The organism is Actinomadura chibensis NBRC 106107, assembly GCF_001552135.1.
Taxonomy (GTDB): domain Bacteria; phylum Actinomycetota; class Actinomycetes; order Streptosporangiales; family Streptosporangiaceae; genus Spirillospora; species Spirillospora chibensis.
On sequence record NZ_BCQP01000017.1, the window covers coordinates 317,953 to 343,316 of the forward strand.

At 71.1% G+C, this 25,364-nt stretch carries 27 protein-coding genes and 3 tRNA genes; 4 read left to right on the top strand and 26 right to left on the bottom strand.

The window, feature by feature from the left end; translation table 11 throughout:
- Nucleotides 1–9: 9 nt before the first annotated feature.
- From ACH01S_RS11930 to ACH01S_RS11990, 13 genes are all read right to left on the bottom strand, one after another.
- A complete protein-coding gene (locus ACH01S_RS11930; protein WP_067889352.1) occupies nt 10–858 on the bottom strand; it encodes an MlaE family ABC transporter permease in 849 nt (282 codons plus the stop codon).
- The gene (locus ACH01S_RS45185) at nt 858–1,718 is read right to left on the bottom strand and encodes an MlaE family ABC transporter permease (RefSeq protein WP_246236442.1); all 861 of its coding nucleotides are present in this window, start codon (nt 1,716–1,718) and stop codon (nt 858–860) included. The genes ACH01S_RS11930 and ACH01S_RS45185 overlap by 1 nt, the downstream gene beginning before the upstream one ends.
- Nucleotides 1,718–2,791: an ABC transporter ATP-binding protein gene (locus tag ACH01S_RS45190; protein ID WP_067889355.1), complete on the bottom strand. Its 1,074-nt coding sequence runs from the start codon at nt 2,789–2,791 to the stop codon at nt 1,718–1,720. The genes ACH01S_RS45185 and ACH01S_RS45190 overlap by 1 nt, the downstream gene beginning before the upstream one ends.
- 533 nt (nt 2,792–3,324) lie before the next feature.
- Nucleotides 3,325–3,714: a 50S ribosomal protein L7/L12 gene (gene rplL / locus ACH01S_RS11945; RefSeq protein WP_067889358.1), complete on the bottom strand. Its 390-nt coding sequence runs from the start codon at nt 3,712–3,714 to the stop codon at nt 3,325–3,327.
- A 51-nt stretch (nt 3,715–3,765) separates the two neighbouring features.
- Complete coding sequence (rplJ, locus tag ACH01S_RS11950) at nt 3,766–4,377, bottom strand: 50S ribosomal protein L10 (RefSeq protein ID WP_067889362.1); 612 nt, start codon at nt 4,375–4,377, stop codon at nt 3,766–3,768.
- Between the two features lie 322 nt (nt 4,378–4,699).
- Complete coding sequence (locus ACH01S_RS11955; RefSeq protein ID WP_067889365.1) at nt 4,700–5,584, bottom strand: SCO4651 family lipoprotein; 885 nt, start codon at nt 5,582–5,584, stop codon at nt 4,700–4,702.
- A 139-nt stretch (nt 5,585–5,723) separates the two neighbouring features.
- Nucleotides 5,724–6,590, bottom strand: coding sequence for an SCO4651 family lipoprotein (locus ACH01S_RS11960; protein ID WP_067889368.1), 867 nt, complete (start codon nt 6,588–6,590; stop codon nt 5,724–5,726).
- 135 nt (nt 6,591–6,725) lie between these two features.
- Nucleotides 6,726–8,249: a class I adenylate-forming enzyme family protein gene (locus tag ACH01S_RS11965; protein ID WP_067889371.1), complete on the bottom strand. Its 1,524-nt coding sequence runs from the start codon at nt 8,247–8,249 to the stop codon at nt 6,726–6,728.
- Nucleotides 8,250–8,366: 117 nt separating this feature from the next.
- A complete protein-coding gene (rplA, locus tag ACH01S_RS11970; protein ID WP_067889373.1) occupies nt 8,367–9,083 on the bottom strand; it encodes a 50S ribosomal protein L1 in 717 nt (238 codons plus the stop codon).
- A gap of 64 nt (nt 9,084–9,147) precedes the next feature.
- A complete protein-coding gene (rplK, locus tag ACH01S_RS11975; protein ID WP_067889376.1) occupies nt 9,148–9,576 on the bottom strand; it encodes a 50S ribosomal protein L11 in 429 nt (142 codons plus the stop codon).
- Nucleotides 9,577–9,716: 140 nt separating this feature from the next.
- A complete protein-coding gene (gene nusG / locus ACH01S_RS11980) occupies nt 9,717–10,589 on the bottom strand; it encodes a transcription termination/antitermination protein NusG (protein ID WP_067889379.1) in 873 nt (290 codons plus the stop codon).
- Between the two features lie 101 nt (nt 10,590–10,690).
- Nucleotides 10,691–10,948, bottom strand: a complete 258-nt coding sequence (gene secE / locus ACH01S_RS11985; protein WP_067889382.1) for a preprotein translocase subunit SecE — start codon at nt 10,946–10,948, stop codon at nt 10,691–10,693.
- A 123-nt stretch (nt 10,949–11,071) separates the two neighbouring features.
- A tRNA-Trp gene (locus ACH01S_RS11990) sits at nt 11,072–11,144 on the bottom strand.
- A gap of 266 nt (nt 11,145–11,410) precedes the next feature.
- Here ACH01S_RS11990 and ACH01S_RS11995 point away from each other — a divergent pair.
- The gene (locus ACH01S_RS11995; RefSeq protein WP_067889384.1) at nt 11,411–12,622 is read left to right on the top strand and encodes a pyridoxal phosphate-dependent aminotransferase; all 1,212 of its coding nucleotides are present in this window, start codon (nt 11,411–11,413) and stop codon (nt 12,620–12,622) included.
- 192 nt (nt 12,623–12,814) lie between these two features.
- Here the strand turns inward: ACH01S_RS11995 and ACH01S_RS43380 are convergent, their stop codons facing one another.
- From ACH01S_RS43380 to ACH01S_RS12010, 3 genes are all read right to left on the bottom strand, one after another.
- Nucleotides 12,815–13,567 carry a hypothetical protein gene (locus ACH01S_RS43380; protein ID WP_067889387.1) on the bottom strand — a complete coding sequence of 251 codons (753 nt, stop codon included), beginning with the start codon at nt 13,565–13,567 and terminating at the stop codon, nt 12,815–12,817.
- 3 nt (nt 13,568–13,570) lie between these two features.
- Nucleotides 13,571–14,080: a SigE family RNA polymerase sigma factor gene (locus ACH01S_RS43385; protein ID WP_067889390.1), complete on the bottom strand. Its 510-nt coding sequence runs from the start codon at nt 14,078–14,080 to the stop codon at nt 13,571–13,573.
- A 133-nt stretch (nt 14,081–14,213) separates the two neighbouring features.
- Nucleotides 14,214–15,245: a hypothetical protein gene (locus ACH01S_RS12010; protein ID WP_067889392.1), complete on the bottom strand. Its 1,032-nt coding sequence runs from the start codon at nt 15,243–15,245 to the stop codon at nt 14,214–14,216.
- A gap of 221 nt (nt 15,246–15,466) precedes the next feature.
- Here ACH01S_RS12010 and ACH01S_RS12015 point away from each other — a divergent pair, with 221 nt between their 5' ends.
- Nucleotides 15,467–16,564: an adenosine deaminase gene (locus ACH01S_RS12015; RefSeq protein ID WP_083980588.1), complete on the top strand. Its 1,098-nt coding sequence runs from the start codon at nt 15,467–15,469 to the stop codon at nt 16,562–16,564.
- 18 nt (nt 16,565–16,582) lie between these two features.
- Here the strand turns inward: ACH01S_RS12015 and ACH01S_RS12020 are convergent, their stop codons facing one another.
- The 10 genes from ACH01S_RS12020 to ACH01S_RS12065 form a co-directional block, all read right to left on the bottom strand.
- Nucleotides 16,583–17,164 (bottom strand): TMEM165/GDT1 family protein, encoded by a 582-nt coding sequence (locus ACH01S_RS12020; protein WP_067889395.1) that lies wholly within the window; start codon nt 17,162–17,164, stop codon nt 16,583–16,585.
- A 305-nt stretch (nt 17,165–17,469) separates the two neighbouring features.
- Nucleotides 17,470–18,537: a UDP-N-acetylmuramate dehydrogenase gene (locus tag ACH01S_RS12025; protein ID WP_067889398.1), complete on the bottom strand. Its 1,068-nt coding sequence runs from the start codon at nt 18,535–18,537 to the stop codon at nt 17,470–17,472.
- 98 nt (nt 18,538–18,635) lie between these two features.
- Complete coding sequence (locus tag ACH01S_RS12030) at nt 18,636–19,061, bottom strand: MaoC family dehydratase (RefSeq protein ID WP_067889401.1); 426 nt, start codon at nt 19,059–19,061, stop codon at nt 18,636–18,638.
- Nucleotides 19,061–19,498 carry a MaoC family dehydratase N-terminal domain-containing protein gene (locus ACH01S_RS12035; protein WP_067889404.1) on the bottom strand — a complete coding sequence of 146 codons (438 nt, stop codon included), beginning with the start codon at nt 19,496–19,498 and terminating at the stop codon, nt 19,061–19,063. Before ACH01S_RS12035 ends, ACH01S_RS12030 begins: the two co-directional genes overlap by 1 nt.
- Before the next feature lie 297 nt (nt 19,499–19,795).
- A complete protein-coding gene (gene rpmG, locus ACH01S_RS12040; protein WP_026404241.1) occupies nt 19,796–19,960 on the bottom strand; it encodes a 50S ribosomal protein L33 in 165 nt (54 codons plus the stop codon).
- Nucleotides 19,961–20,078: 118 nt separating this feature from the next.
- Nucleotides 20,079–20,152: transfer RNA gene (locus ACH01S_RS12045), tRNA-Met, on the bottom strand.
- A 306-nt stretch (nt 20,153–20,458) separates the two neighbouring features.
- Nucleotides 20,459–20,531 (bottom strand) — tRNA-Thr (locus ACH01S_RS12050).
- A gap of 125 nt (nt 20,532–20,656) precedes the next feature.
- On the bottom strand, nt 20,657–21,379 hold the full coding sequence (locus ACH01S_RS12055; protein ID WP_246236443.1) for a PP2C family serine/threonine-protein phosphatase: 723 nt from the start codon (nt 21,377–21,379) through the stop codon (nt 20,657–20,659).
- Between the two features lie 68 nt (nt 21,380–21,447).
- Nucleotides 21,448–22,131, bottom strand: a complete 684-nt coding sequence (locus ACH01S_RS12060) for a hypothetical protein (RefSeq protein WP_067889410.1) — start codon at nt 22,129–22,131, stop codon at nt 21,448–21,450.
- Entirely contained in the window at nt 22,125–22,844 is a 720-nt protein-coding gene (locus ACH01S_RS12065; protein ID WP_067889413.1) for a MerR family transcriptional regulator, read from the bottom strand. The genes ACH01S_RS12060 and ACH01S_RS12065 overlap by 7 nt, the downstream gene beginning before the upstream one ends.
- 445 nt (nt 22,845–23,289) lie before the next feature.
- On the opposite strand from ACH01S_RS12065, the gene ACH01S_RS12070 reads away from it, so the two are divergent.
- Together ACH01S_RS12070 and ACH01S_RS12075 are read left to right on the top strand one after the other, a co-directional pair.
- Nucleotides 23,290–23,985 (top strand): class F sortase, encoded by a 696-nt coding sequence (locus tag ACH01S_RS12070; protein WP_246236444.1) that lies wholly within the window; start codon nt 23,290–23,292, stop codon nt 23,983–23,985.
- Between the two features lie 307 nt (nt 23,986–24,292).
- Complete coding sequence (locus ACH01S_RS12075; protein WP_218010224.1) at nt 24,293–25,351, top strand: glycosyltransferase family 2 protein; 1,059 nt, start codon at nt 24,293–24,295, stop codon at nt 25,349–25,351.
- Nucleotides 25,352–25,364 lie beyond the last annotated feature (13 nt).

Below are 25,364 nucleotides of genomic sequence, written 5' to 3' on the forward strand. Positions count from 1 at the left end.
TCACCCCGTTCACCCCGCGATCCGAACGCCGGTGCCGGTGCCCCAGATGGCCATGCCGAGGAGCAGGTCGGCCACGTTGATCACGACGATGCTGGTGCGCACCGCGCGGCCCACCGCCACGCCGACGCCCGCCGGGCCGCCGCTCGCGTGGTAGCCGTAATAGCAGTGGATCAGCATCACCAGCACCGAGAAGATGATCACTTTGCCGAAGGACCACAAGATATCGTTCGGCGGCAGGAATAGATGGAAATAGTGGTCGTAGGTGCCGGTCGACTGCCCGTAGAACAGCGTCACGATCACGCGCGTCGCGCCATAGGACGCGAGCAGCCCGACGATGTACAGCGGAATGACCGCGATCATCCCGGCCAGCATCCGGGTCGTGACGAGGAACGGCATCGACGGGACGGCCATGACCTCCAGCGCGTCGATCTCGTCGGAGATCCGCATCGCGCCGAGCTGCGCGGTGAACCCGCAGCCGACCGTCGCCGACAGCGCGAGCGCCGACACGAGCGGCGCGATCTCGCGCGTGTTGAAGTAGGACGCGACGAACCCGGTGAACGCGGCCGTGCCGATCTGGTTCAGCGACTCGTAGCCCTGGAGGCCGACCTGGCTGCCGGTGAAGAACGTCATGAAGCCGACGATCACCACCGAGCCGCCGATCACCGCGAGCCCGCCGGTGCCGAGGCTGACCTCGGCGAGCAGCCGCAGCACCTCCTTCCGGTAGCGGCGCAGCACCCGGAACGTCCACGCGAACGCGCGGGCGTAGAACGACATCTGGTGGCCGAAGTCGTCCAGCCGGTCGAGGGGGGTGTTGAGCCACCTGGAGAACGGCGTCCGCCCGCTGCCCGAGGCCGCCATCACATGCCCTTCGACGGGACGAACTGGAAGTACAGCGTGGAGATCAGGAAGTTCTCCAGGAAGAGCAGCATGAACGTGATCACGACGGTCTGGTTGACGGCGTCGCCGACGCCCTTCGGGCCGCCCTTGGCGTTCAGCCCCTTGTAGGCGGCGACGAGCCCCGCGGTGATGCCGAACACGAACGCCTTGAACTCCGCCTGAAGGAGGTCGGGGAGCTGGGCGATCGCGTTGAAGGACGCCAGGTAGGCGCCGGGCGTCCCGCCCTGCAGCATGACGTTGAAGAAGTAGCCGCCCATCAGGCCGACCACCGACACGAGCCCGTTCAGGAACAGCGCGACGAACGCGCAGGCGAGCATCCGCGGCACCACGAGCCGGTGCAGCGGATTGATGCCGAGCACCTCCATGGCGTCGATCTCCTCGCGGATCTTCCGGGAGCCGATGTCGGCGCACATCGCCGACCCGGCGGCCCCGGCCACCAGCAGCGAGGTGACGAGCGGGCTCGCCTCCCGGACGATCGCGACCACCGCCGTCGCGCCCGTGTAGGACTGCGCGCCGAGCTGCCGGATCAGCCCGCCGACCTGCAACGACAGCACGCCGCCGAACGGGATCGCGACGAGCATCGTCGGGACGACGGTCACGCTGACGATGAACCACGCCTGCTCGATGAACTCGCGCCACTGGAACGGCCACCTGAACAGCGCGCGGCCCGTGTCCAGGCAGAGGGCGAAGAACCGGCCCGGCTCCTTCACCAGGATGTTGACCGCGCCGTCGCCGACCTTGCGGAACGCCGCGGCGGAGCCGCCGCCGCCCTTGTCGCCCCCTGGCCGGCCCGCGCCGATGCCGGTGTCAGGAGTGGACATCAGCGGCCCGCACCTCCGGCCGGCCCCGGCGGCGGACTGCCGGGGAAGGGCCCGCCGGGTCCGCCCGGCCCGGCCGCGCCGACGGGCGTCATGGACGCCACGTACCGCGGCCACTCCGTCACCCAGTCGCGGCCGAGGTCGTCGATGAACGAGCCGGGCGGCGGGGTGACGCCGTGCGCGGCGCACCACGCGCCGGGCGCGTGCATGCCGGCGCGGAGCAGCCCGTTGCTCGGCATCTGCTGCGGCGGGATCGGCGGCAGCTTGCCCGGGTCGTGGCCCATCTTGGCCTCGGCCTCAAGCTCGGACTCGTCCTTCTCCTCCGACATCCCGATCGGGCCGATCTTGCTGGCGTTGAGGAACTGCCGGACGACCGGCTCCTCGCTGGACAGCAGCATCTCGCGCGGTCCGAACATCGCGAGGTGGCGCTGGTAGAGCAGGCCGATGTTGTCCGGGACGGTCCGCGCCGTGTTGATGTCGTGGGTGACGATCAGGAACGTCGCGCCGATCTGCGCGTTGAGGTCGATGAACACCTGGTTCAGGAACGCCGTGCGGACGGGGTCGAGGCCGGAGTCGGGCTCGTCCACGAGCAGGATCTCCGGGTCGAGGACGAGCGCGCGGGCGAGCCCGGCGCGCTTGCGCATGCCGCCGGAGATCTCGCCGGGCAGCTTGTGCTCGGCGCCGAGCAGGCCGACCATCTCCATCTTCTCCAGGACGATCCGCTTGACCTCGGACTCGGACTTCCTGGTGTGCTCGCGCAGCGGGAAGGCGATGTTGTCGAACAGGCTCATCGAGCCGAACAGGGCGCCGTCCTGGAACAGCACGCCGAACAGCTTCCGGGTCTCGTAGAGCTGCGACTCCGGGAGGTGGGGCAGGTCGCGGTCGCCGATCCAGATGTGGCCCCGGTCGGGCTTGAGCAGCCCGACGAGCGACTTCAGGAAGACCGACTTGCCGGTACCGGACGGGCCCAGCAGCACGGAGATCTCCCCGGCGGGGATGGTCAGCGACACGTCCTGCCAGATCACCTGGCGGCCGAAGGACTTCGTCAGGCCCTCGACTCTGATCTCGACGCCCACTCGTCACCTTTCGTCCAGGCCGGGGGGAAATCCCGAACCAATGAGCGAGTAGCTCTCAGGCTCTGTCTGTCTGCGCTGTCTGCGGCTGTCCGGCTCCGTCGGTCGGTCGGCTGTCACGCCGTGTGCCCGCTCTCTTACTACCGTTCGGTAGCCGCGAGGGGTTCAACTACCGTAGCGGCCTCCCGTCCAAATGGAAGGGGTTCCGGCCCAGATCAGCGGCTAAATGCGACGTCGTAAGACAATCGTTACTTATGGCGGCAATGAGGCTAATGGTGCAGAACCGGCGCATCACCTGGGAGGGGAGGCGGCCGCGACGCCAGACGGGACGCTACGCCGCGTCCGCGGACCGGCACAACCCGCCGCGGCACACGGATTTCCGCTGCGGTTTATCACTCGGGGACGGAAACCCGGCGGCGCCCCGGGGCGCGGACGCCGCGGACGCCCCGGACGCGAACGAGGCGGCCGCCCCACCTTCCGGTGGGACGACCGCCTCGTGAGAAGCGCCGTTAGAAGGACGGCGGTCCTGGACGGTCCTACTTGACCGTGACGGAGGCGCCCGCCTTCTCCAGGGCCTCCTTCGCCTTGTCGGCGGTCTCCTTGTTGACCTTCTCCAGGAGCGGCTTCGGCGCGCCGTCGACCAGGTCCTTGGCCTCCTTGAGGCCGAGGCTCGTCAGCGCGCGGACCTCCTTGATGACCTGGATCTTCTTGTCGCCCGCGCCCTCCAGGATGACGTCGAACTCGTCCTGGACGGCGGCCTCCTCGCCACCGGCGGCCGGGGCGCCCGGGGCCGCGGCGACGGCCGCGACGGGGGCGGCGGCCTTGACGTCGAAGACCTCCTCGAACTCCTTCAGGAACGCCGACAGCTCCAGGAGGGTCATCTCCTTGAACGCGTCGAGCAGGTCGTCATTGCTGAGCTTCGCCATGATCTTTCCTCCGCTGTGGCTACGTGGATGGGGTGTGGGTACCGCGGGTGCCTACTCGGCGGACGCCTCTGCGGGTGCCTCCGCGTCGGCGGCCGGGGCCTCCTCGGCCGGAGCCGCGTCGGCCGGGGCCTCGGCGGTCTCGCCGGCGGCCTCGCGCTTGACGCGCAGCGCCTCGACGAGCTGGGCCGTCTGCGTCGGCAGTGCGTTGAACAGCGCCGCCGCGTTCGACATCGACGCCTTCATCGCGCCCGCGAGCTTCGCGAGGAGCACCTCGCGCGACTCGAGGTCCGCGAGCTGGGCGATCTCGGCGGCGTCCATCGACTGACCGTCGATGAAGCCGCCCTTGATCACCAGGAGCGGGTTCGCCTTGGCGAAGTCACGCAGGCCCTTCGCGGCCTCGACCACGTCGCCGCGGACGAACGCGATCGCCGACGGGCCTTCGAGCAGTTCACCGAACTTCTCGTCGACGCCGGCCTCGTTCGCCGCGCGCTTGGTCAGCGTGTTCTTCACCACGGCGAACCGCGCGGTGTCGCCGAGGTTGGTGCGCAGCTCCTTGAGCTGCGCCACCGTGAGCCCGCGGTACTCGGTCAGCACGGCGCCGTTGGAGCTCTCGAACTCGTTCTTGAGCTCGGCGATCGCCGCGGCCTTTTCGGCCTTTGCCATGGGGCCTCCTTCCGATTACCTGGGTTGGTCACGACCCCTCGCCCGTCTTGGAGGACGGACCGGATCGACCAAAAAACGCCCCGGCGCAGATAAGCGCGGGGCGTCCACAGGCAGGGCGCGGAGGCCATGCGGGAAGCTCTCGTCTCACCTGCGCAGGCCGCCCGAAACGAATCGGGTCCTTCGGCCGCCCCGGGTGGGGCGACGACCGGCGGTCTTCGGCACAGGACAGGATACGTACGCCCACTGGCTAAGCCAAATCGGAAACGGCGAAGGCCGCGCCGGTGATCGCGGCGCGGCCCTCGGACGTCTCGTCCCGCCGGGATCAGGTGCCGGGGATGCCACCGCCGCCGCCGAGCCCGTTCAGGAGCTGGCCGAAGTCGGTGACCTCGCTCTCCGGCGGCGCGCTGATCTGCACCGGCTTGCCGAAGTCGCGGTAGGTCATGGTCAGGTCCATGGCGCTCTGCGCCCCCTGCTTCGACTTCAGCGCCATCTTCCGGGGAAGCTGCTGGCCGTCCACCCACAGGTCGAAGTTCATGGCGTCCAGGCCCGTGGTGCCGAGGTTCTTGCGGAACGTCTCCTGGCTGTCCGCCGGGAGCTTCGCGATCGCGTCCTCGACCCGGTAGGTGCCGGTGTAGTGCGTCGTCTCGACGCCGTCGACCGTCTCCTTGCCGACCTCGCGGGCGTCCTTGGACGCCGTCAGCATCTTCGTGTTCTGGACGGGGTCCATCTGCTGCGACTGCTTGAGCAGCTGGTCGAAGTTCATGCCGGACTTCTTGCCGAGGTCGTCCAGCGAGATCTTGATCCAGGGCTTGGCGCCGGTCGCGCCGCCGAGCTGGCTGAGCATCGGCATCTTCATGTACATGGTGCGGCCGACGAGAACCTGCTGCATGCCGCCCGTCGACTTGCCGCCGACCGTCATCGTGTCGAAGTTCATGCTGTAGGCGAGGTCGGGCTTCGTGCGGTACTGCATGTTCCCGGTCGCCGTGACGTCGCCGGCGCCCGACCCGCTCACCCGCATCGACAGCTCGGCCTTGAACGAGTCGGCGGTGCCGGTCTTCTCGGCGGTCTTGCCGAGCACCTGGGCGGCGGTCAGCTTCAGGTTCTTGCCGGCCTCGTCCACCTTGTTCCCGGTGTCGCCGAGACAGCCGGTCAACGAGAGGGCGAGGCCGGTCGCCAGCGCCGTTCCTACGGCGAAACGACGGATCATCGTGGAGGGTCTCCTTGGTCTGGGTCGCCCCGCGCCCGCTCCGAATTGGCGGCCGGGGGTCCGGGCCGATGGTAGATCAGACGTCAGGCAGACCGCTGTGGTTCACTCCGTCCTGGTGTGTCCCGGTTTCGGGCACCGTTTAGTTGCCGCCGAGGATCCCGTTGAGCGACAGCTGCCCCACCTGGTCGGACGGCGGCGGATTCACCTTGAAGGACGTGCCGTAGTCGCTGTAGAGGACCGTCACCGTGCCCGAGTCGCCCTGCTTGTCGGACGCCTTGGAGACGAGCTTGCGCGGCAGGTTGTCGCCGTCCGTCCACAGATCGAAGTTGATCTTGCCGTTCGCGCGGTCCTTCGGCAGCCACTTCTCGACCTTCTGGCGGGCGTCCGCGTCGAGGCGGTTCAGCGCGTCCTGGACGGTCACCGTGCCGGTGTAGTGCGTCGTCTTCACGCCGTCGATGGTCTCGGCGCCGACGCGGCGGGCGTCCTTGGAACCGGTGAACATCTTCGTCTGCTCGGCCGGATCGACCTGCTGGATCTGGTCGACGACGCTCTTCATGTCGAACCCGGTCCGCTGCCCCACCTCGTTCAGGTCGACCTTCACCCACGGCTTGCCGTCGCTGACGAACCGGGCGAGCTGCGGCACCTTCGCGTACAGCACGTTGTCGGTGAGGAGCGCCTGGCCCTTCGCGCCCGGGACGGACTGCCCGTTGCTGCTGAACTCGTCCAGCTTCGCGCTGAACTTCAGCGTCGGGCGGAGCTGGAACCGCCCGTCGGCGTGGACCTTGCCCTTGTTCTCGCCGGTGCCCGTCACCGTGAGGTCGGCCTTGAACGTGTCCGCGCGCCCCGCCTTCTGGGACGTCTTCAGCAGTGCCTCACCGGCACTGAGCTTCATGTTGTCGGTGTTCGCCGTGCCGTCGCCGTTGCATCCGGACAGCAGGAGCGCGGTGCCCACCGCCGCGCCTCCGGCCGCCACCACGAGTCGTCGGTTGATGCGGGTCGAGCTCATGAGGGTAGAGCCTCCTTGATCGCCTGCTGGTGTTCCCAGTGTCGCGTCGCGCCCACCGCGCTACATCACCCGTTGGTACGAATGGGCGTCCGCGCGGTACGACCATCGGCGTAGCACCGCACCTCCCGTCCGGCGCTACCCCAGGCGGGCCCGCAGCACGGATTTGCGGATCTTTCCGGTGCCGGTGCGAGGGAGGTCGTCGGCGAACTCGACGCGGCGCGGCGTCTTGAAGCCCGCGAGGCGGGAGCGGCAGGCGGCGATGAGGTCGTCCGCGCTGGGCGGGGCGGAGCCGTCCGGGACGACCACCGCGCACACCGTCTGGCCCCAGCGCGGGTCCGGCAGGCCGACGACGGCGACCTGCGCGACGCCGGGGACGGTCAGCAGCACGTCCTCGACCTCGCGCGAGGAGACGTTCTCGCCGCCCGTGATGATCACGTCCTTGAGGCGGTCGACCAGGTAGAGGTAGCCGTCCGGGTCGACGCGCCCGGCGTCGCCGGTGCGGAACCAGCCGTCCGCGAACGCCTCGGCGGTGGCCTCGGGGTCGTCCCAGTAGCCGGGCGTGACCTGCGCGCCCTTCACCGCGACCTCGCCGAGCGCGCCGGGCGGGAGGTGCCCGCCGTCCGGGCCGAGGACCGCGATCTCGACGCCGCCGACCGGGCGTCCGGCCGACTCCGCCAGCTCGGGCCGGGTCGTGATCGCGGCGCGGTGGTCGGCGGGCGTCAGGAACGTCGCGTTGCCGGACAGCTCCGTCATCCCGAAGCCCTGGTTGAAGTCGCAGCCGAGCAGGTCGGCGGCGCGGCGCAGCAGCGGGACGGGCATCGGCGCCGACCCGTAGGAGATCACGCGGAGCGAGCCGCGCAGCACGGCGGCCGCCGCCGGGTCGGCCGCGACGTGCGCGAGCAGGTCCTCCAGCATCGTCGGGGCCAGCGACAGGCTCGTGAGGCCGTGCCGCCGCGCCGCCTCGACCAGGGCGTCCGCGCGGAACCGGCGCAGCACCACGGCGTGCCGTCCGAACAGGTGGTGCAGCATGACCTGGTAGCCCGCCACATGGCAGAGCGGGAACGGCGTGCAGAACACGTCGCCCGGCCGCACCGGACGCCCGACCGCCGACACGTCGATGCCCGCGAGCAGGCTCCGGTGCGTGAGCCGCACCCCTTTCGGACGGCCCGTCGTCCCGCTGGTGAACATCAGCCAGGCGACGTCGTCGCCGTCCTCCGCCGCCTTGGACGGTTCGACGGGCGGAGCGTCCCAGGGGACGTCGTCCAGGTCGACCAGCGGAGGACGATCGGCGGGCAGGTCGCCGTCGGCGGCCAGCCGGGCGAGCAGATCGGCCTCGCCGAGCACGACGCCCGCCCCGGCGCGGACGATCTGGTCCGCCCATTCGCGCGGATGCAGCCGCTGGTTCAGCGGCACGAGGACGCGGCCGTCGCGGGGAACCCCGTAGTAGGCGGCCACGTACTCCGGACGGTTGTGCGACAGCAGCGCCACCCGCGTCCCGGCCGGGAACCGCGTGGTGAGATGGGCGCTCAGGGCGTCCGTCCGGGCCCGCAGCTCGCGGAACGACCAGGTCGTGGCGCCGACCGAGAGCGCCGGAGCGTCGGGGACGTCCCGGGCCGCACCGTCGAGGACGTCGTAGAGCCGATGCCGTGAACCGTCCATAACTCCCCCTCCCAGACCACTTGAATCTACCAGTCGTCCGGTTGGCTGAGCAGCCCTGGAGAAAGCGAACAGGGCGCCCCCGGCGGGGACGCCCTGTTCGATGTCGCTCGCGCTGGATCAGGCCTCGTCCAGCTCCGCGGTCAGGTTGCGGACGGCGTTCGGGTCGACGGGGATGCTCGGCCCCATGGACGTCGTCATCACCGCCTTCTTCACGTACCGGCCCTTCGCGGCGGACGGCTTCAACCGCTGGATCTCGTCCACGGCGGCCGCGTAGTTCTCCACCAGCTGGCGCTCGTCGAACGACGCGCGGCCGATGATGAAGTGCAGGTTCGCGTGCCGGTCGACCCGGAACTCGATCTTGCCGCCCTTGATGTCGGCGACGGCCTTCGCCACGTCCATGGTGACCGTGCCGGTCTTCGGGTTCGGCATCAGGCCGCGCGGACCGAGCACCCGGCCGAGCCGTCCGACCTTGCCCATCTGGTCCGGCGTCGCGACGACGGCGTCGAAGTCCAGGAAGCCGCCCTGGATCCGCTCGATCAGGTCGTCGGAGCCGACGAGGTCGGCGCCCGCCGCCTCCGCCTCCTGCGCCTTCGCGCCGACCGCGAACACGAGGACGCGGGCCGTCTTACCGGTGCCGTGCGGCAGGTTGACGGTGCCGCGCACCATCTGGTCGGCCTTGCGCGGGTCGACGCCCAGCCGCAGGGCGACCTCGACGGTCGGGTCGAACTTGACGACCTTGGTCTCCTTGGCCAGCTTCACGGCCTCGACCGGGCTGTACAGCCGCTCCCGGTCGATCTTGTCCGCCGCGGAGCGGTAGCCCTTGCTGCGCTTCATGTGCGTTCCTCCAATGGAACTCGTGGTACGGGCCAAGCGCCGGCCCTGCCACTGTTTCGGTGACCTACTTGACCTCGATGCCCATCGACCGCGCGGTGCCCGCGACGATCTTCTCGGCGGCGTCCAGGTCGTTGGCGTTGAGGTCGGGCATCTTGGTGGTCGCGATCTCGCGGATCTGGTCGCGGGTGACCGAGCCGACCTTGGTCTTGTGCGGCTCGCCGCTGCCCTTCTCCACGCCCGCGGCCTTCAGGATGAGCTGCGCGGCCGGCGGGGTCTTCGTGACGAAGGTGAACGACCGGTCCTCGTAGATGGTGATCTCGACGGGGACGACGTTGCCGCGCTGGGACTCCGTGGCAGCGTTGTACTGCTTGCAGAAGTCCATGATGTTGACGCCGTGCGGACCGAGCGCGGTGCCGACGGGCGGCGCCGGAGTGGCCTGTCCGGCCTGCAACTGGACCTTGACCAGCGCGGCGACCTTCTTCTTCGGAGGCATGTGAACCCCTTTGTCCCATTTGATGTTGATCCCGGACTCCCGCTTCGCGGGCAACACGGCGGCGGGACGACCCGCCGTGTGGGGACCACCTGAAACTCACGACCCCGCGTGCAGGATACGGCCCGCACGGAGGGGCTCTGTCAGATCTTGGAGACCTGGTTGAAGCTCAGCTCGACCGGGGTCTCCCGGCCGAAGATCGACACCAGCACCTTCAGCTTCTGCTGCTCGGCGTTGATCTCGTTGACCGTGGCGGGGAGGGTGGCGAACGGGCCGTCCATGACGGTGACGGACTCGCCGACCTCGTAGTCGACCGTGGCGGCGACCTTCGCCTGCTCCTTGGCCGGGGCCGCGCCCTCCTCCGGCTCGGGGGCCAGCAGGTTGGCGACCTCGTCCAGGCTCAGCGGGGACGGCTTGTTCAGCAGCCCCACGAACCCGGTGACGCCCGGGGTGTTGCGGACGGCGGCCCACGACTCGTCGGTCAGCTCCATCCGGACGAGGATGTACCCCGGCAGGACCTTCTCGTTGACCTTCTGCCGCTTGCCGCCCTTGATCTCGGTGACCTCGTGCTGCGGGACCTCGATCTGGAAGATGTAGTCCTCCATGTTGAGGGTCTGGGTGCGGGTCTCGATGTTGGTCTTGACCCGGTTCTCGTACCCCGCGTAGGAGTGCACGACGTACCAGTCGCCCGGCTGCATCCGGAGCTGCATCTTGAACTCGGCGTGCGGGTCGACGGGCGGCTCGGCGGGGCCCTCCTCGGCCTCCTCGGCCTCTTCCGCCTCTTCGCCCGCCTCGTCCTCCGCGGAGACGGCGTCGGCCAGGTCGCCGGCGTCCGCGGCGGCGTCGGGCTCGGGGCCCTCGCCTTCGAGCTTCGTGTCCGCGGGCTCGGCGTCGCCGGCGGAGACGACCGCCTCGGCCGTCTCGTCCACGGGCTCGGCCGCCTGGTCCGCCGCAGCAGCCGCAGCGGACTGGGCCTCGGCAACGGCCTCGTCGTAGGGCTGTGAGGACTCGGACACGATGACTCTTTCTCTCGGCTGTGCGGTGATGGACTTGCGTTGGTGCGGCGGCGGGCCGGACTCGGCGGCCGCGCTCGACGGTGTCGTCCCGGACGACGGGGTCAGCCGAAGATGGCGTAGACGCCCTGCTGCAGCCCGTAGTCGACGCCGGACACGATCGCCACCATGATCAGCACGAACACGAGGGACACGGTCGTGTAGGTGACGAGCTCCCGGCGCGTCGGCCAGATGACCTTGCGCAGCTCGGCGAGGACCTGGCGCACGAAAAGGGCCGGAGACGTCCGCCTGGACGGGGACTTCTCCTTCTTGCCCTTGCCTTCGTCCTTGGCCTCGGGCTCGTCGCGAGTCTCAGTCGCCATTTGCCGCCGTTCACCTCATCGGTCGTGATCCAACCACCGGGGTGGTCGCCGCGCGGTCCCGTGCCGCGGAGCGCCACGGACCCGCCATGACGCGGCCGGTACGGGTGCGCGCACCGCACCTCGCAGGGCAGGAGGGACTCGAACCCCCAACCGCCGGTTTTGGAGACCGGAGCTCTACCAATTGAGCCACTGCCCTTCATTCTCCGGCTGCGGAGAACCCCCGGCCACGGGGCCGGGGCGTGTCGCGTCCCAGCTTACGGCCTGGAAGAACGTCCGCGTGCGGACAGGCGCGTATACCGGTGACGCTTCACTAGGACGGTGAGTCTACGTGCCGGAGGCCCCCGCGTCGAACCAGCCGGGCGGACGATCCGCCCGCGCGCGGGCCGTACTCCGGGGACATGGTGTCCTACCGGCGCTGATATATGGCTCGGGTCGGTGAACGTCGTCTGTAACGATAGGGGCATGAGCATCGACCGTCCTCGCATCTCCAAGCGAATCGCCGCGATATCCGAATCCGCCACGCTGGCCGTCGACTCCAAGGCCAAGGCGCTGAAGGCGGCGGGCCGCCCGGTCATCGGGTTCGGCGCGGGCGAGCCCGACTTCCCGACTCCCGACTACATCGTCGAGGCGGCGGTGACCGCGTGCAGGGTGCCGCGCTTCCACAAGTACACGCCCGCGGGCGGGCTGCCCGAGCTGCGCTCCGCCGTCGCCGAGAAGACCGAGCGCGACTCCGGGTACCGCGTCGAGGCGTCCCAGGTCCTGATCACCAACGGCGGCAAGCAGGCGGTGTACGAGGCGTTCGCTGCGCTGCTCGACCCGGGCGACGAGGTGCTCCTCCCGACCCCGTACTGGACGACCTACCCAGAGTCGATCAAGCTGGCGGGCGGCGTCCCGGTGGACGTGGTCGCCGACGAGACCACCGGTTACAAGGTGAGCGTCGAGCAGTTGGAGGCGGCCCGCACCGACCGGACGAAGGTCCTGCTGTTCGTGTCGCCGTCCAACCCGACCGGGGCGGTGTACTCCCGCGCCGAGATCGAGGCGATCGGCCGCTGGGCCGACGGGCACGGCCTCTGGGTCGTCACCGACGAGATCTACGAGCACCTCGTCTACGGAGACGCCGAGTTCCACTCGATGCCCGTCGTGGTGCCCGAGCTGGCCGACCGGACGCTCGTCCTGAACGGCGTCGCGAAGACGTACGCGATGACGGGCTGGCGCGTCGGCTGGCTGATCGGCCCGGCGGACGTGGTGAAGGCCGCGCAGAACCTCCAATCGCACGCGACGTCCAACGTGGCGAACGTGTCGCAGGCCGCCGCGCTCGCCGCGGTGACCGGCGACCTCACGGCGGTGGCGGAGATGCGCAAGGCGTTCGACCGGCGCCGCAAGACGATCGTGCGGATGCTGAACGAGATCTCGGGCGTCGTGTGCCCCGAGCCGGAGGGCGCGTTCTACGTGTACCCGTCGGTCAAGGAGCTGCTCGGACGCGAGATCCGCGGCAAGCGCCCGCGGACCTCGGTGGAGCTGGCGTCGCTGATCCTGGAGGAGGCGGAGGTCGCGCTCGTGCCGGGCGAGGCGTTCGGCACGCCGGGATACTTCCGCCTGTCCTACGCGCTCGGCGACGACGATCTCGTCGAAGGCGTCTCGCGGGTCGCGAAGCTGCTCGCCGAGGCCAACTGACCTCCCCGCCCTGACCTTCCCGCCTTTCATGCCGAAGACCGGCCCCGGGCTCGTTCGCGCCGCCCGGGGCCGGTCTCGTCGCGGAACGGGGCTGCCTCGAACGACCCGTTCCCGGATGTCCGGCGGGACGTCCCGCGAGCAGCCCCTCTCCGCCCTGGGACGCCCTGCCGGAGCAGGGCTCTTCTCGTCACCTCACGGCCGTACGCCTTCGGCGATGCGCATCAGGTGGTCGGCGGCCAGCCCGCCCGCGGCGACCGTCACGCCGACGCCGCGCCGGGCGAGCCAGCACACCTGCCGTCCCGAGCCGACGTGGTCGCCGGTCAGCGCGGGCATCCCGCGCACGGTCGCGTGGCCGGGGATGCCGGTCGTCTTCATCAGGTCCTGCGGGCCGGTGAGCCCGCCGCCCTTCACGAGGACGATCTCCACCCAGCCGCCGTCCCCCGCCCACCGGCAGGTCGTCGTCTTCCGTCCGGCGGCCTCGGCGACGGCGCACGGCGCGGCGGCGGCCAGCCCGGACGGCAGGTAGGTGATCCAGCGCGGCAGGTCGTCCAGGACCGCGGCGCCGGGACGCCGCGGGCCCCCGCCCGGGCCGTCCTGCGGCGGCCGCCCCTCCTGCTTCGGCGGGGTTCCCGCCCCGGGCCTCCCCCGTTCGGACGGGGACTGGGGAAGGCCCGAGGCAGGCGGTCGTTCCGGCATCCGGAGCGCCGAGACGGTGTTGCTCGGACGGGCCGTCTCGGAGTTCCCGGCAGGTGCGGCCCGGAACGACTGGTAGGTGGGCACCAGGGCGAGCGCGGCGACCGACGCGGCGACGGCCCCCGCCGCGGCCTGGACGCGCGCCCGCCGCCTGCGGTGGCGGCGCTTCACGTCGGTGACGAGCGACGGCGTCGCGGTCGTCCCGGCCACCTGCTCGGCCATGGCCTTCCGCAGTTCGCTCTCCAGTTCCATCGCTCATCTCCCCAGTGGCGCCAGGTTCTTGTCGAGGCGTTCCCGGAGCCTGGCGAGCCCCCGGGACGCCTGGCTCTTGACCGTTCCGACCGAACAGCCGAGGGCCTCCGCCGTCTCCGCCTCCGACAGGTCCTCCCAGAAGCGGAGGACCAGCACCGCCCGCTGGCGCGGGCCGAGCTTGCGCAGTTCGTCCATGAGCGTCCCCCTCAGCTCGACGGAATGGTTGGGCGAGTTCGTCGGCGTCTCCGGCAGCCTCGCCATCTGGATCTCCCGGAGCACCTTCCACCGCCGGGCCCGGCTGATCACGAGGTTGACCAGGATCCGGCGGACGTAGGGTTCGGGATCGCTGCCAGCCTCCAGCCGTCCCCAATGGCGGTAGGCCTTCTCCAGCGCGGTCTGCAGGATGTCCTCGGCGTCCTGCCGGGCCCCGCACATGAGCGCCGCGGTGCGCAGCAGGGCATCGCCGCGTTCCGTCACGAACTCCACGAACGACTTCTCGTCTCGACGCCCCACTGTGCTCCGTCCCGGCTAGAGCAGATCCGGCTCGTGTACCGAGGGCGGGCGGCCTCCGCGCCAGGGCCGCCCGCCCCGCGTCCTTCGTGTGGCCCGCGCGCGGCGCGGCCGCGCGCGGACCGGGTCGCTACCGTCAGCCCGCCTGCCGCAGGGCGCCGGTGACGTCCTGGAGGCTGCCCGCGAAGACCGGGCTGCCGTTGACGAACAGGGAGTAGCCGTTCGGGTCGAACAGGAGCAGGCCGCTGCCGCCCGGGCCCATCCAGCCGGCCGAGCCGAACAGGTTCACCGGGGTGCCGCCCTGGGGCAGCTTCAGCGCCTGGCGGAGCTGATTCTGCGTCATCCCGGCCGGGGTCTTCAGCGTTTCGACGGTGATCCACTGCCCGGCGGCGCCGGTCCACTTCTGGGTGACGCCGCAGATGTTGAGCTTGCCGAGCTCGGCGCCGCCCGGGACGGTCGACGTGTAGTGCAGGCCCTTCGCCAGCATCACGGTCTTCTCGACGGCGCTTCCGACCGGCACGGCGGGCTTCAGCGAGTCGCAGTCGAGCTTCGGCGCGGCGGGCAGGGCGGGCTTGCCGGGCACGCGGGCGTCGGGCTTCGGCGCGGCCGGGAGGTGCTTGCCGAGGTCCTTCGGGTTCGGGGCGCAGGTCGGGAGGTCCGCGGGGAGCTTGCCGTCCGGGGCCTTGACGCCGGGGACGCCCGGCTTCGGCAGCTCCGCCTTCGGGACGCCCGCGTTCGGCACGCCCGCGTCCGGCACGCCGGGCACGTTCGGCTTCGGCACGTCCGGGTTCGGGACGCCCGGCACGTTCGGGTTCGGGACGCCGGGCGCGCCCTGCGGGACGCCGGGCAGGTTGTCGGTCTTCGGGAGCTGCCCCTTCGGCAGGTCCTTGGTGACGGGGTTCTGCTTGAGCTGCTCCTCGACCTGCTTCTTCGCGGCGCCGGTGTCCGGGACCTTCGCGCCGGGCAGGCCGGGCTTCGCCGGCAGGCAGGTCGGCGGGGTGGCGGGCAGGGCGTCCTGGACCTGGCGCTGCTGCGCGGGGGCCTTCGCGGTCTGCGACTGGAGGCCCGCGTCGTGGTGGGATCCGGTCATCGCCCACGTCGCGCCGCCGCCCGCCGCGACGGCCCCGATGGCGGACGCGGCGACCAAGGCTGCCTTCAGCGTGATCATCGTGTATCCCTTCTGCCCGTGCTCTCTGCGGGGGTGTGCTTGTTTCTCTCTGGCGCCCCTCGTATACGCACGGTGCCCGGACGGGGTTGCACGCGGTTCCAAAGTTTTTTTCGGGATGCCCATGGGCGGGATGGCCGCGGCGTGTCATGCGAGGTAGTCCGGTCAGGTGGTCCTGAGGGGCCGGGGGTTCGGGCGGGACGAAGATCCGGCAGCATTGGCTCATGGAGGCCCGTACCGTTTCAGCCCGTCCGGTGGAGGACAGCCGCCCGCCGGACCGCGGGGAGCGCCCAGCGCGTTCTTCGGCCCGCCAGGACGTGGCCCTGCTCCCCAAAGCACACCTGCACCTGCACTTCACCGGTTCGATGCGGCACAGCACGCTCGTCGAACTGGCCGGGACGCACGGCGTCCACCTGCCGGACGCCCTCGTCGAGGACTGGCCGCCCCGCCTGCACGCGACCGACGAGCGCGGCTGGTTCCGGTTCCAGCGCCTGTACGACATCGCGCGCTCGGTGCTCCAGACGCCGGACGACCTGCGCCGCCTGCTGCGCGAGACCGCCGAGGACGAGGCCGCGGAGGGCTCCGGCTGGCTGGAGATCCAGGTCGACCCGAGCGGGTACGCGGCGAAGTTCGGCGGGCTGACCCCGACCGTCGAGCTGGTCCTCGCCGCCGCCCGGGACGCGACCGAGGCGACCGGCGTCGGCATCGGCGTGGTCATCGCCGCGAACCGGACGCGGCACCCGCTGGACGCGAAGACGCTGGCGCGGCTCGCCGTCCGGTACGCGGGGGACGGGGTCGTCGGGTTCGGCCTGTCCAACGACGAGCGGCGGGGGCGCGCCTACGACTTCGAGGGCGCGTTCCGGATCGCGGCGCGGGGCGGGCTGCTGTCCGTCCCGCACGGCGGGGAGCTGCTCGGGCCGGGCAGCGTCCGGGAGTGCGTGGAGACGCTGCGCGCCGACCGGATCGGGCACGGCGTCCGCGCCGTCGAGGACCCGGGCCTGCTCGACCGGATCGTCGAGCGGGACGTCGCGCTGGAGGTCTGCCCCGCCTCCAACGTCGGGCTCGGGGTGGCGCGGACGGCGGCGGACGTCCCGGTCCGGCGGCTGTTCGAGGCGGGCGCGACGATCGCGCTGGGCGCGGACGATCCGCTCCTGTTCGGCGCCCGGCTCGCCCGGCAGTACGAGCTGGTCCGCGGCGAGCACGGCTTCTCGGACGCCGAGCTGGCCGAGCTGGCCCGCCAGTCGATCAAGGCGTCGGCCGCCCCGGAGGACATCCGCCGCCGCCTCCTGTCCGGCGTGGACGCCTGGCTGGCCGCCCCGTAGCCGGGCGGGGGCGCGCCGTCACCCGACGATGCCCTCGACGAGGAGGAGGACGCCGAACACCGCGAACCCGGCCGCCGCGCCGTACTTGATGACCCGCTCCGGGAGCTTCCTGCCGAGCATCTGCCCGACGACGATGGCGAGCGCGTCGGCGGCGACCATCCCGACCGTCGACCCGGCCCACACGCCGGTCAGGCCGAGGAACCCGCCGTGGTCGGCGGCGAGGGTGACGGTGGCGAGCATCGTCTTGTCGCCCAGCTCGGCGAGGAAGAACGCCCCGCCGACGGCGAGGATCGCCGACCCGGTCGCGCGGCTGGCCTTGTCGCGTTCGGCGTCGTCCAGCTCGTCGCCGCGGAGCGTCCACAGCGCGAAGCCGAGGAACGCGAGCCCGGCGAGGATGGAGATCGGACCGGTCGGGAGCGCGGCGCCGACCGCCGCGCCGAGCGCGACGCTCGCCAGGTGGACGATCGCGGTCGCCGCCGTGATGCCGATCAGCACCGGGAGGGCGCGGAAGCGGGTGGCGAAGGTCATCGCCATGAGCTGGCTCTTGTCGCCCAGCTCGGCGACGAAGATCACGGCCAGACTGATGAGGAAGGCGGTCACCGGTTCCCTCTCGCTCGGATGCCGAGCGGAGGGCGGGAGTGCGCTCAGCGCATGCGACCTCGGCCCGGCATCGCTGCCAGGCCGAAGGTCTCGTCCGCGCGATCAGAGATCGGGGCCCGCGTGACCGGGCGCCGTCGGCGGCGCCAGTGTGTCGATCACGCGATCAGGACTACTCCCCCTCGACGCCGACCACCGTACCAAGCCCCGGCCGGACGGACGCTGTGCGGATCGTCACAGCTCAGAGGGTCCTTTTCGGACGGTCGCCGCCGCATGCGGCACGACGTGCGCCGCGGCGTGCGGCACGGTCAGAGCGTCACGCCGACGAGGACGGGCTCGTTGACCAGCTCGACGCCGAACGCGTCCCGGACGCCGCGCCTGACCTCGCGGGCCAGCGCGAGCAGGTCGGCGGTGCTGGCGCCGCCCGGGTTGGTGAGCGCGAGGGTGTGCTTGGTGGAGATCCGCGCGGGGCCGACGGCGTGGCCCTTGGCGAACCCGGCGCGGTCGATCAGCCAGGCGGCGGACGTCTTCACCCGGTCGCCGACTTCGGGGTAGCGGGGGAACGCGGCGTCCGGCCCGAGCCGGTCGGCGACGCGGCGCTCCAGCTCGGCGAGCTGCTCCGGCTCCAGGATCGGGTTGGTGAAGAACGACCCGGCGCTGCGGGTGTCGGGGTCGGCGGCGTCCAGGACCATGCCCTTGCCGCGCCGCAGTTCGAGGACGGCGTCGCGCGCCTCCTTGAGCGTCACCCTGTCCCCGGCGGCGACGCCGAGCCGCTTCGCCAGCTCCGCGTAGGCGACGGGCTGCGACTCCTCCGACTCGTGCAGCGCGTACGTCACGTCCAGGACGACGTACCGGTCGTTCCCCTTGAACACGCTGTGCCGGTAGGTGAAGCGGCAGGCGTCGCGGTCGAGGGTCACGTGGGCGCGGGCGTGCCGGTCGTAGGCGCGGACCTCGACGATCGTCTCGCTGACGTCCTGCCCGTAGGCGCCGACGTTCTGGATGGGCGTCGCGCCGACGCGTCCCGGGATGCCGGACAGGCACTCGACCCCGGCGAGGCCGTCGGAGACGCAGCGGGCGACGAAGGGGTCCCAGTCCTCGCCCGCCTGGACGCGGACGAGCACCCGCCCGCCCTCGGCGGCGACGCGTTCGGCGCCGCGCGTGCCGATGTGCACGACCGTGCCGGGGAACCCGTCGTCGGAGACCACGAGGTTGGAGCCGCCGCCGAGGACGAGCACCGGCTCGCCCGCGTCGTCGGCCTCGCGGACCGCCGCGACGACCTCCGCCTCGGTCGTGGCCTCGACGAAGCGCCGGGCGGGCCCGCCGAGGCGCAGCGTGGTGTACCCGGCCAGGTTCACGTCTTCGGCGAACACCGCCACGTCGTCTTCCTCCCCTGCGTGCCACGTCCGGTCGCTCGCGGGCCGCGCGCCGGGCCGGAGATGGAGCTCGGCCCGGCGCGTCGGGTCCGCCGTGCCGGTCAGGCGAGCTTGACGACCGCCTTGGCGCGCGTGAGGACCTTCTGCTCGCCGGAGCGGGCGGTGAGCGCCACGACGACCTTGTTGTCGTCGAGCTTCTCCTCCACCCGTCCGCTGATCTCCAGCGTCGCGCCGCCCTCGTCGGGGACGACGACCGGCGAGGAGAACCGTACCCCGTAGTCGACGACCGCGCCCGGGTCGCCGACCCAGTCGGTGACGAACCGTCCGCCCTGCGCCATCGTGTACATGCCGTGGGCGATCACGTCCGGGAGCCCGACGGCCTTCGCGGTGGACTCGCGCCAGTGGATCGGGTTGAAGTCGCCCGACGCGCCCGCGTACTGGACGAGGTTCGCCCGGTCGACCGGGAAGGTGCGGAGGGGAAGCTCGGTGCCGACCTCGACGTCGGCGTACTTGACGGTGGCGGCCATCAGACTCCCCGTTCCACGATGCTGTTGTAGGACTTGCAGACCAGCTCGCCCTCGACCGTCCTGATCTCCGTCTCCAGGACGAGCTTCTCGTTTTTCCCGATCGACCTGATCTCGGTGACCGTCCCGGTGCAGACGATGACGTCGCCCGCGCGGATCGGGCGCGTGTACTCGAACCGCTGCTCGCCGTGCACGACCATCGCGTAGTTGAGGCCGAGCTCGGGGTCGGCGAGGCCGTTGTCGCCGAGGGACACGACGATCGGGAAGGTCGGCGGCGCGATCACGTCGGGGTGCCCGGCGGCCTTGGCCGCCTCCTGGTCGCGGTAGACCGGGTTCTGGTCGCCGATGGCGTCCGCGAACTCGCGGATCTTCACCCGGCTCACCTCGTACGGCTCGCTGGGCGGGAACGTCCGCCCGATGAAATCACGGTTGAGTGCCATGCAGTCCCGTCCCTCCGGCCCGGCCGGGGCGGTCGGTCGCCGAGGCCCGCCCTGGCCGCGCGTGTCGCGTTCGTCTCGTCGTCGCGTGGATCCCGCGTGGTCCCCTGTGGTTCTCGCGTGGTTCCGTCGCGCCGTCGCGTCTCGGACGGACGCTAACAGAATGACGTTCAGCCCGCCCCCGCGGGTCTCACCCACGGGGACGGGCTGATCAGGTATGGCAAGCGTGCGAAGAAGTCACCGCTCTGCGTTCGCGGGCGGTCGGGCCCGCCGGATCATCCGGCGGCCGCGCCCCGCGGGCTAGCGGGTCTCCCGGTGCGGACGGTGCGTCCTGCAGTTGGGGCAGTACTTCTTGATCTCCAGGCGGTCCGGGTCGTTGCGCCGGTTCTTCCGCGTGATGTAGTTGCGGTGCTTGCACTCCTGGCAGGCCAGCGTGATCTTCGGCCGGACGTCGGTGGCAGCCACGTTGGAGTGCCTTTCTGAGCTGGGGACAGGAACTTCTGACCGCGGCCGCCCGGGTGGGCGGCCGGTCTTTCGACCCACGGCCGCCCGCCTCCCGGAGGAGGTGGAGAGCCTTGGGTAGTAGCGAGGGCCGGACTTGAACCGGCGACACAGCGATTATGAGCCGCTTGCTCTGCCTGACTGAGCTACCCCGCCGTGCTGGTCGGTGTGGACCGGTTTGTAAGGATACCGGATGCGCACCGCGCCCCGGAAACACGAAAACCCGGATGATGATCGGGAATCGGTTTCGCGTGCTCCGCGGACCGCCGTCCAGGATACCGGGTGCGCCGATGACCTGCGAAACGTCCTGCCGGAACCGGTGGGACGGTACCACAGCCCCCGGTATGGAGCGAATCGGTCTGCCCCCGCCGGGGCGGCGGGGTGGCGGGCCTGGGTGGCGGGCCTGGGCGCTGGGACGACGAAGGCCGCCGTCCTTGTCGGATGGCGGCCGGGATGCCGTTGAGCCCCTTTACGGAATCGAACCGTAGACCTTCTCCTTACCATGGAGACGCTCTGCCGACTGAGCTAAAGGGGCTTGCGACGTTCGCGCAGTGAAACCATACACGCCCCCAGCGCATGGCGCGAACTCCTTTGCGCCCCCTCCGGGCGGGCTCCGGCGCAGCCCCTTCACCACCGCCCGAGCCCCCGGCTCATGGGCTTCTAGAAGCGGACGAGGACGGCGGTGGCGTCGTCGTGGCGCTTTCCGCGCGCGTCGGGCGCGGACGCCTCGGCCCGCCTCGTCCGCCGGACGAGCTCGCGCGGGCCCTCCTCGTCCAGGACGCGGAGCAGGCCGTCCCAGTCCAGCTCGCCGAACCGCTCCACCAGCCGGGACGCGCCGTCGCTGAGCACCGCCGCCCGGCGCAGCCCCGCGACCGGCAGCTCCCCGGTCAGCCCCTGGTACGCGGCCTCCGGCCGGGTGCTCGCCACCCAGAACCCGCCCGGGCTGTTGCGCGCCTTGCGGACGCCTTCGAGCGTGTAGCTCGGCAGATGGTCGACGCGGTCGTCGCGGAACACGCGGACCTCGCCGACGTCCACCACGATCGGCGAGTCGGCGAGCACGAACCACTCCACCACGTCGTCGCGCCGGCGCAGCAGCGACACCGTCGCGGACGGGCTGTCCGGGTTCCGCAGGTCGCACGTCGCCGTGTGCGCCTCTCCCGTCACCTTGATCGCCTCGGCCACCAGGTCGGGCAGCGGCTTGCCGTCCTCCAGGGCGAGCAGCGCCGCGATCCGCCCGCCGAGCCTGCGCACCAGCCATGCCGGGTCGTGCCGGCACCCGCTGTCCACCCCCGCCGGGGCCGTGGCCCCGTCCAGCAGCGCGACCCAGCCGGGGCCCGCCGCGACGAAGTCCTCGTTCTCCCGCCCCGGGGTCGCCTCGCTCACATAACTAACCTGCACATAAGCAGGTCTACCTCCTGGCCCTGTCACTATGACAGAGGTAGACCAAAGCCTCACCGCGCGTCGCGCCTACCTGCGCTTTCCTGTATTTCCAGCCTGTCCGGCGCCGCCGCGAGGACGGCCGTCAACGCGGCCGGGTCGTCGGCGTAGAAGCGGATCGTGCGGGCCGTGTCCCGTCCGCCGAGGGGCCGGACGACCGTGATCGGCGCGTCCAGTTCCACGACCACGTTCGTCTGCGCGGCGACCGCGACCGACAGTTTCCCGTCCCGGACCCTGACCATTCCGCGCTCGTCGTAATTGCGCGCGATCCGCACCGCCGATATCGAACCGCGGGGCACGCGGAGGTCGAAGAAGGCGCCGTAGCGGATGCGCAGCTCGCCGTCCGAGAGCACGTGCGGACGCGTCACGCACGCCGCGATGACGGCGACCACGATGAGGATCGAATAGACGTCGATCATCAGGACCGCCGCGCGCAGCCCGCCGGGCGCGTCGACGCCCCGCAGCAGAAGTTCGACCACGACCGTCTCCAGCAGCATGGCGAAAAGGAAGGCCAGTTGAAGGGTGGTCTGCGCGCCCGAGTACGAGAGCGCCACGGCGCCTTTCGGAACTCCGTGGCGGCGGCGCCCGGCGAGCAGGACGAGACTGACCAGACCCTTCGCGTCGAAACCCATGATTCTGCGCACCGGATACGGCACCAGCTCTATGGCGCTCCTGAAGGCGCCGCCACGTGTCAGCATTTCCAGTCCTTCAGCATCGCGATGGTGAGACGGAAGACCTCGGCCTGCGCGGCGGACATCTCGTCCAGCCAGGCGGCGTCCGGGGTTTGCGCGGACAGCGCGGCCGCCAATTCACCGGGCAGCAGCGCCGCGAGCGTCTCGGCGATTTCGGCGACCCTCGGGTCGTCGGGCGCGGCGTCGGCTATCTCGTCCAGCCGCGCGTAGATCTCGGCGCCGTGCGCGACGAGCGGACGCAGCAGGTCCGCGAAGCCGGAGCCGGGGCCCGCGACCGTGTCGACGAACGCGAGCATCTCCCGGTCGAGCTCGGCGAACCGCGACCCGCTGCCGCCGCCGGGAAGGCCGCGGAGCACGTCCGCCATCTCCGGCGAAACAGCCGAATCGGGGCTCAGCTCGGGATCGGCCAGGAGCGTCGCGAGGCGGGCGCGGCGGGCGGCGATCGCCCGCTGCTGCCGCGCCAGGTCCGCGTCCAGCTCGGCCAGGACCTCGCGCAGCTCCCGGCCGCGCTCGTCGGCGAGGACGTCCCGGATCTCGTCCAGCGCGAGGCCCAGCTCCGCGAGCCGCCGCACCCGCGCGAGCAGGACGGCGTCCCGCAGCCGGTATTCCCGGTACCCGTTCGCCAGGCGCTCCGGCTCGGGCAGCAGTCCAAGGTGGTGGTAGTGCCGGACGGTCCGGGTTGACACCCCGACCAGCGCGGCCAGTTCGCCGATCCGCATGGCCTCATTACAGACGTTGACGCAACGTCAAGGTCAAGCACCGCGACGGCTTGCTCGGACCGGCGCCGAACCGGCTCCGGTGGCTAAGCGGCAGGGGCTTGACCTGGCCAAACGTTTTCTCGGGCCGTGTGTCGTGTCCGCTCCCGGACGCGGCCTTCGTCAACCTTCGCGGCGGCCGCGCGTCATCGGCCCCTCGCGCCTCGTTGGCCGCCCCTCGCGTCGGACGACGTTTCCGCAGGTCAGCGCATGGATGGATCACCTCGCACAGAGGGATCAGGGACGGCACTGACATCGGAAGCTGACAGCTCACCCGCCCGTCACATGCTGTTCACCTGCGACTTTACCCACCAGAAGGGTTAAACCTTCACTCTCAGGCATTACGGTCAAATTACCGCCACCGTCCGTGGCGCGACCTGTATCGGCCGAGCCGCGGAGGAGAGCACGCGTGGATCATCGTCGCCTGCGCTCGCGCGTCCTCGCGGCCGTGGCCGTCGGGCTGTCCGGCCTGGTCATCGCGGGTTTCCTGCTCGCCCAGGCGGTCCGCGACCGGCCTGCCGCCGCCACCCCTCCCGCACCGGACCCCTCGACCTCGGGGCCGTCCGCGGCGCCGACGCCGGGGCGGCGGCCGCCCGCTCCACCGCCGACGTCGTCGGAAGCACTCCCGCCTTCGGTGCCGGTGCGGCTCGACGTCCCGCGGATCGGCGTCCGGACACCGCTGATGAAGCTCGCGCAGAACGCCGACCGGACCGTCGAGACCCCGCCGCTCAGCCGGGCCGGGGACGCGGGCTGGTACCGGCTCGGCGCCGCGCCCGGCAGCCGCGGCGCCGCCGTGATCATCGGCCATGTCGACACGTCCCGCGGCCCGGCGGTCTTCTACCGGCTCGGCGAGCTGCGTCCCGGCGACCAGGCGACGGTCCTCCGCTCCGACGGCCGGACCGCCGTGTTCGAGTTCGATTCAATCGAGCGCGTCGACAAGGACCGCTTCCCCACCGGACGCGTTTACGGCGATCCCGGCTATGCGGCGATCCGCCTGATCACCTGCGGCGGCCGATTCGACCGCGGCACCGGCCATTACACCGACAACGTCATCGCCTATGGCCACCTGGTGCGGACGAACGGCACGAGCGCGGGGGCCCGCTGACGTGTCCCCCCAGTTCGAGCGCGACACCTCCATGCCGCCGTCGCCAATCGTCCACCGTTTCGGACGCTACCGGCTGGCTCATTCGGTACGAGACGAACGCCCGGCGGCACCGAGCGCTCCCGCCTCGGGACATTTGTCGTCCGCGACCCCACGGGGCTTCGTCCTCTCACCCACGGTGACCGTTCCCGATCGGCTCCCCACCGTCCGACACGGAGGCGCGCCGCCACTCGCCATTCAAGAAGAGGCAGCCCGGCCCAGCGGCCGCCTTCGCCGACAAAAACGGGACGGAAAACGCAGCCTGCCTCCGGTGGACGCGGCCGCGATGCGCGTGCTGGTCCTGATCCCCGCCCACAATGAGGCTGAGCAGATCGCCGAGACGATCGAGTCGCTGCGCGCGCAGGAACGCCCGCCCGACCACATCGTCGTGATCGCGGACAACTGCACCGACGCCACCGCCGAAATCGCCCGGCGTCGCGGCGTCGAAATCGTCGGCACGCGCGGGAACCGGCACAAGAAGGCGGGCGCGCTGAACCAGGTCCTGGACCGGCTGCTGCCGATCTTCGGCCCGGACGACGCGATCATGGTGATGGACGCCGACTCCGCGCTCGACCCCGGCTTCATCCGCAACGGCGTCGAGTACCTCGCCGCGGGCCGCTACGCCGCCATCGGCGGGACGTTCACCGGCAAGCCCGGCGGCGGCGCGGTCGGCATGTTCCAGCGCAACGAGTACGCCCGGTACGCGCGGGACGTCCGGCGACTGCGCGGCAAGGCCCTCGTCCTGACCGGCACCGCGACGATCTTCCGCGTGGCCACCCTGCAGGAGGTGGTCGCGGCCCGCCGGGAAGGCCGCCTCCCCGGCCTGCCGCACGTGTACGACGTGCGCGTCCTGACCGAGGACAACGAACTCACCCTGGCCATCCTCCACCTCGGTTTCCGCATTCTCTGCCCCAAGGAATGCACGCTGACGACCGAGGTGATGCCGACCTGGCGGGACCTGGCCAGGCAGCGGCTCCGCTGGAAACGCGGTGCGCTCGAAAACCTCGTCGACTACGGCTGGACGCCGATCACCCGCCCCTACTGGGGACGGCAACTCCTCTCCCTGATCGGCATCATCGTCATCGCCGCCTACCTTTCGTCGATCGCCTATTCGGCGATCTGGCTGGGCGGCGTCAAACTAAGCCCGATCTGGGCCGCCGTCACCGTCATCTTCATGGTCGAGCGAGTGGTGACCGTACGTCGGCGCGGCCCCTTCCAAATGGCGCTGGCCGCCACGATCGTCGTCGAAATGGTCTTCGACGTCTTCCTCCAGTTCGTCCAGGCACGCGCATTCTGGCAGGCCGCCTGGCGTAAAGAAAGGAAATGGTGAACATGTACAATAC

Bases quoted from the DNA above. Each gene is read 5' to 3' on its own strand.
- ACH01S_RS12065 (WP_067889413.1), bottom strand. From the start codon at position 22,844: ATGCGGATCGGCGAACTGGCCGCGCTGGTCGGGGTGTCAACCCGGACC.
- ACH01S_RS43380 (WP_067889387.1), bottom strand. From the start codon at position 13,567: ATGGAACTGGAGAGCGAACTGCGGAAGGCCATGGCCGAGCAGGTGGCC.
- ACH01S_RS11930 (WP_067889352.1), bottom strand. From the start codon at position 858: ATGGCGGCCTCGGGCAGCGGGCGGACGCCGTTCTCCAGGTGGCTCAAC.
- rplA (WP_067889373.1), bottom strand. From the start codon at position 9,083: ATGAAGCGCAGCAAGGGCTACCGCTCCGCGGCGGACAAGATCGACCGG.
- ACH01S_RS12030 (WP_067889401.1), bottom strand. From the start codon at position 19,061: ATGGCCGCCACCGTCAAGTACGCCGACGTCGAGGTCGGCACCGAGCTT.
- ACH01S_RS12015 (WP_083980588.1), top strand. From the start codon at position 15,467: ATGGAGGCCCGTACCGTTTCAGCCCGTCCGGTGGAGGACAGCCGCCCG.
- ACH01S_RS11995 (WP_067889384.1), top strand. From the start codon at position 11,411: ATGAGCATCGACCGTCCTCGCATCTCCAAGCGAATCGCCGCGATATCC.
- ACH01S_RS12035 (WP_067889404.1), bottom strand. From the start codon at position 19,498: ATGGCACTCAACCGTGATTTCATCGGGCGGACGTTCCCGCCCAGCGAG.
- secE (WP_067889382.1), bottom strand. From the start codon at position 10,948: ATGGCGACTGAGACTCGCGACGAGCCCGAGGCCAAGGACGAAGGCAAG.
- ACH01S_RS11960 (WP_067889368.1), bottom strand. From the start codon at position 6,590: ATGAGCTCGACCCGCATCAACCGACGACTCGTGGTGGCGGCCGGAGGC.
- ACH01S_RS45185 (WP_246236442.1), bottom strand. From the start codon at position 1,718: ATGTCCACTCCTGACACCGGCATCGGCGCGGGCCGGCCAGGGGGCGAC.
- rplL (WP_067889358.1), bottom strand. From the start codon at position 3,714: ATGGCGAAGCTCAGCAATGACGACCTGCTCGACGCGTTCAAGGAGATG.
- ACH01S_RS11955 (WP_067889365.1), bottom strand. From the start codon at position 5,584: ATGATCCGTCGTTTCGCCGTAGGAACGGCGCTGGCGACCGGCCTCGCC.
- rplJ (WP_067889362.1), bottom strand. From the start codon at position 4,377: ATGGCAAAGGCCGAAAAGGCCGCGGCGATCGCCGAGCTCAAGAACGAG.
- ACH01S_RS11965 (WP_067889371.1), bottom strand. From the start codon at position 8,249: ATGGACGGTTCACGGCATCGGCTCTACGACGTCCTCGACGGTGCGGCC.
- ACH01S_RS12060 (WP_067889410.1), bottom strand. From the start codon at position 22,131: ATGCTGACACGTGGCGGCGCCTTCAGGAGCGCCATAGAGCTGGTGCCG.
- ACH01S_RS12010 (WP_067889392.1), bottom strand. From the start codon at position 15,245: ATGATCACGCTGAAGGCAGCCTTGGTCGCCGCGTCCGCCATCGGGGCC.
- rplK (WP_067889376.1), bottom strand. From the start codon at position 9,576: ATGCCTCCGAAGAAGAAGGTCGCCGCGCTGGTCAAGGTCCAGTTGCAG.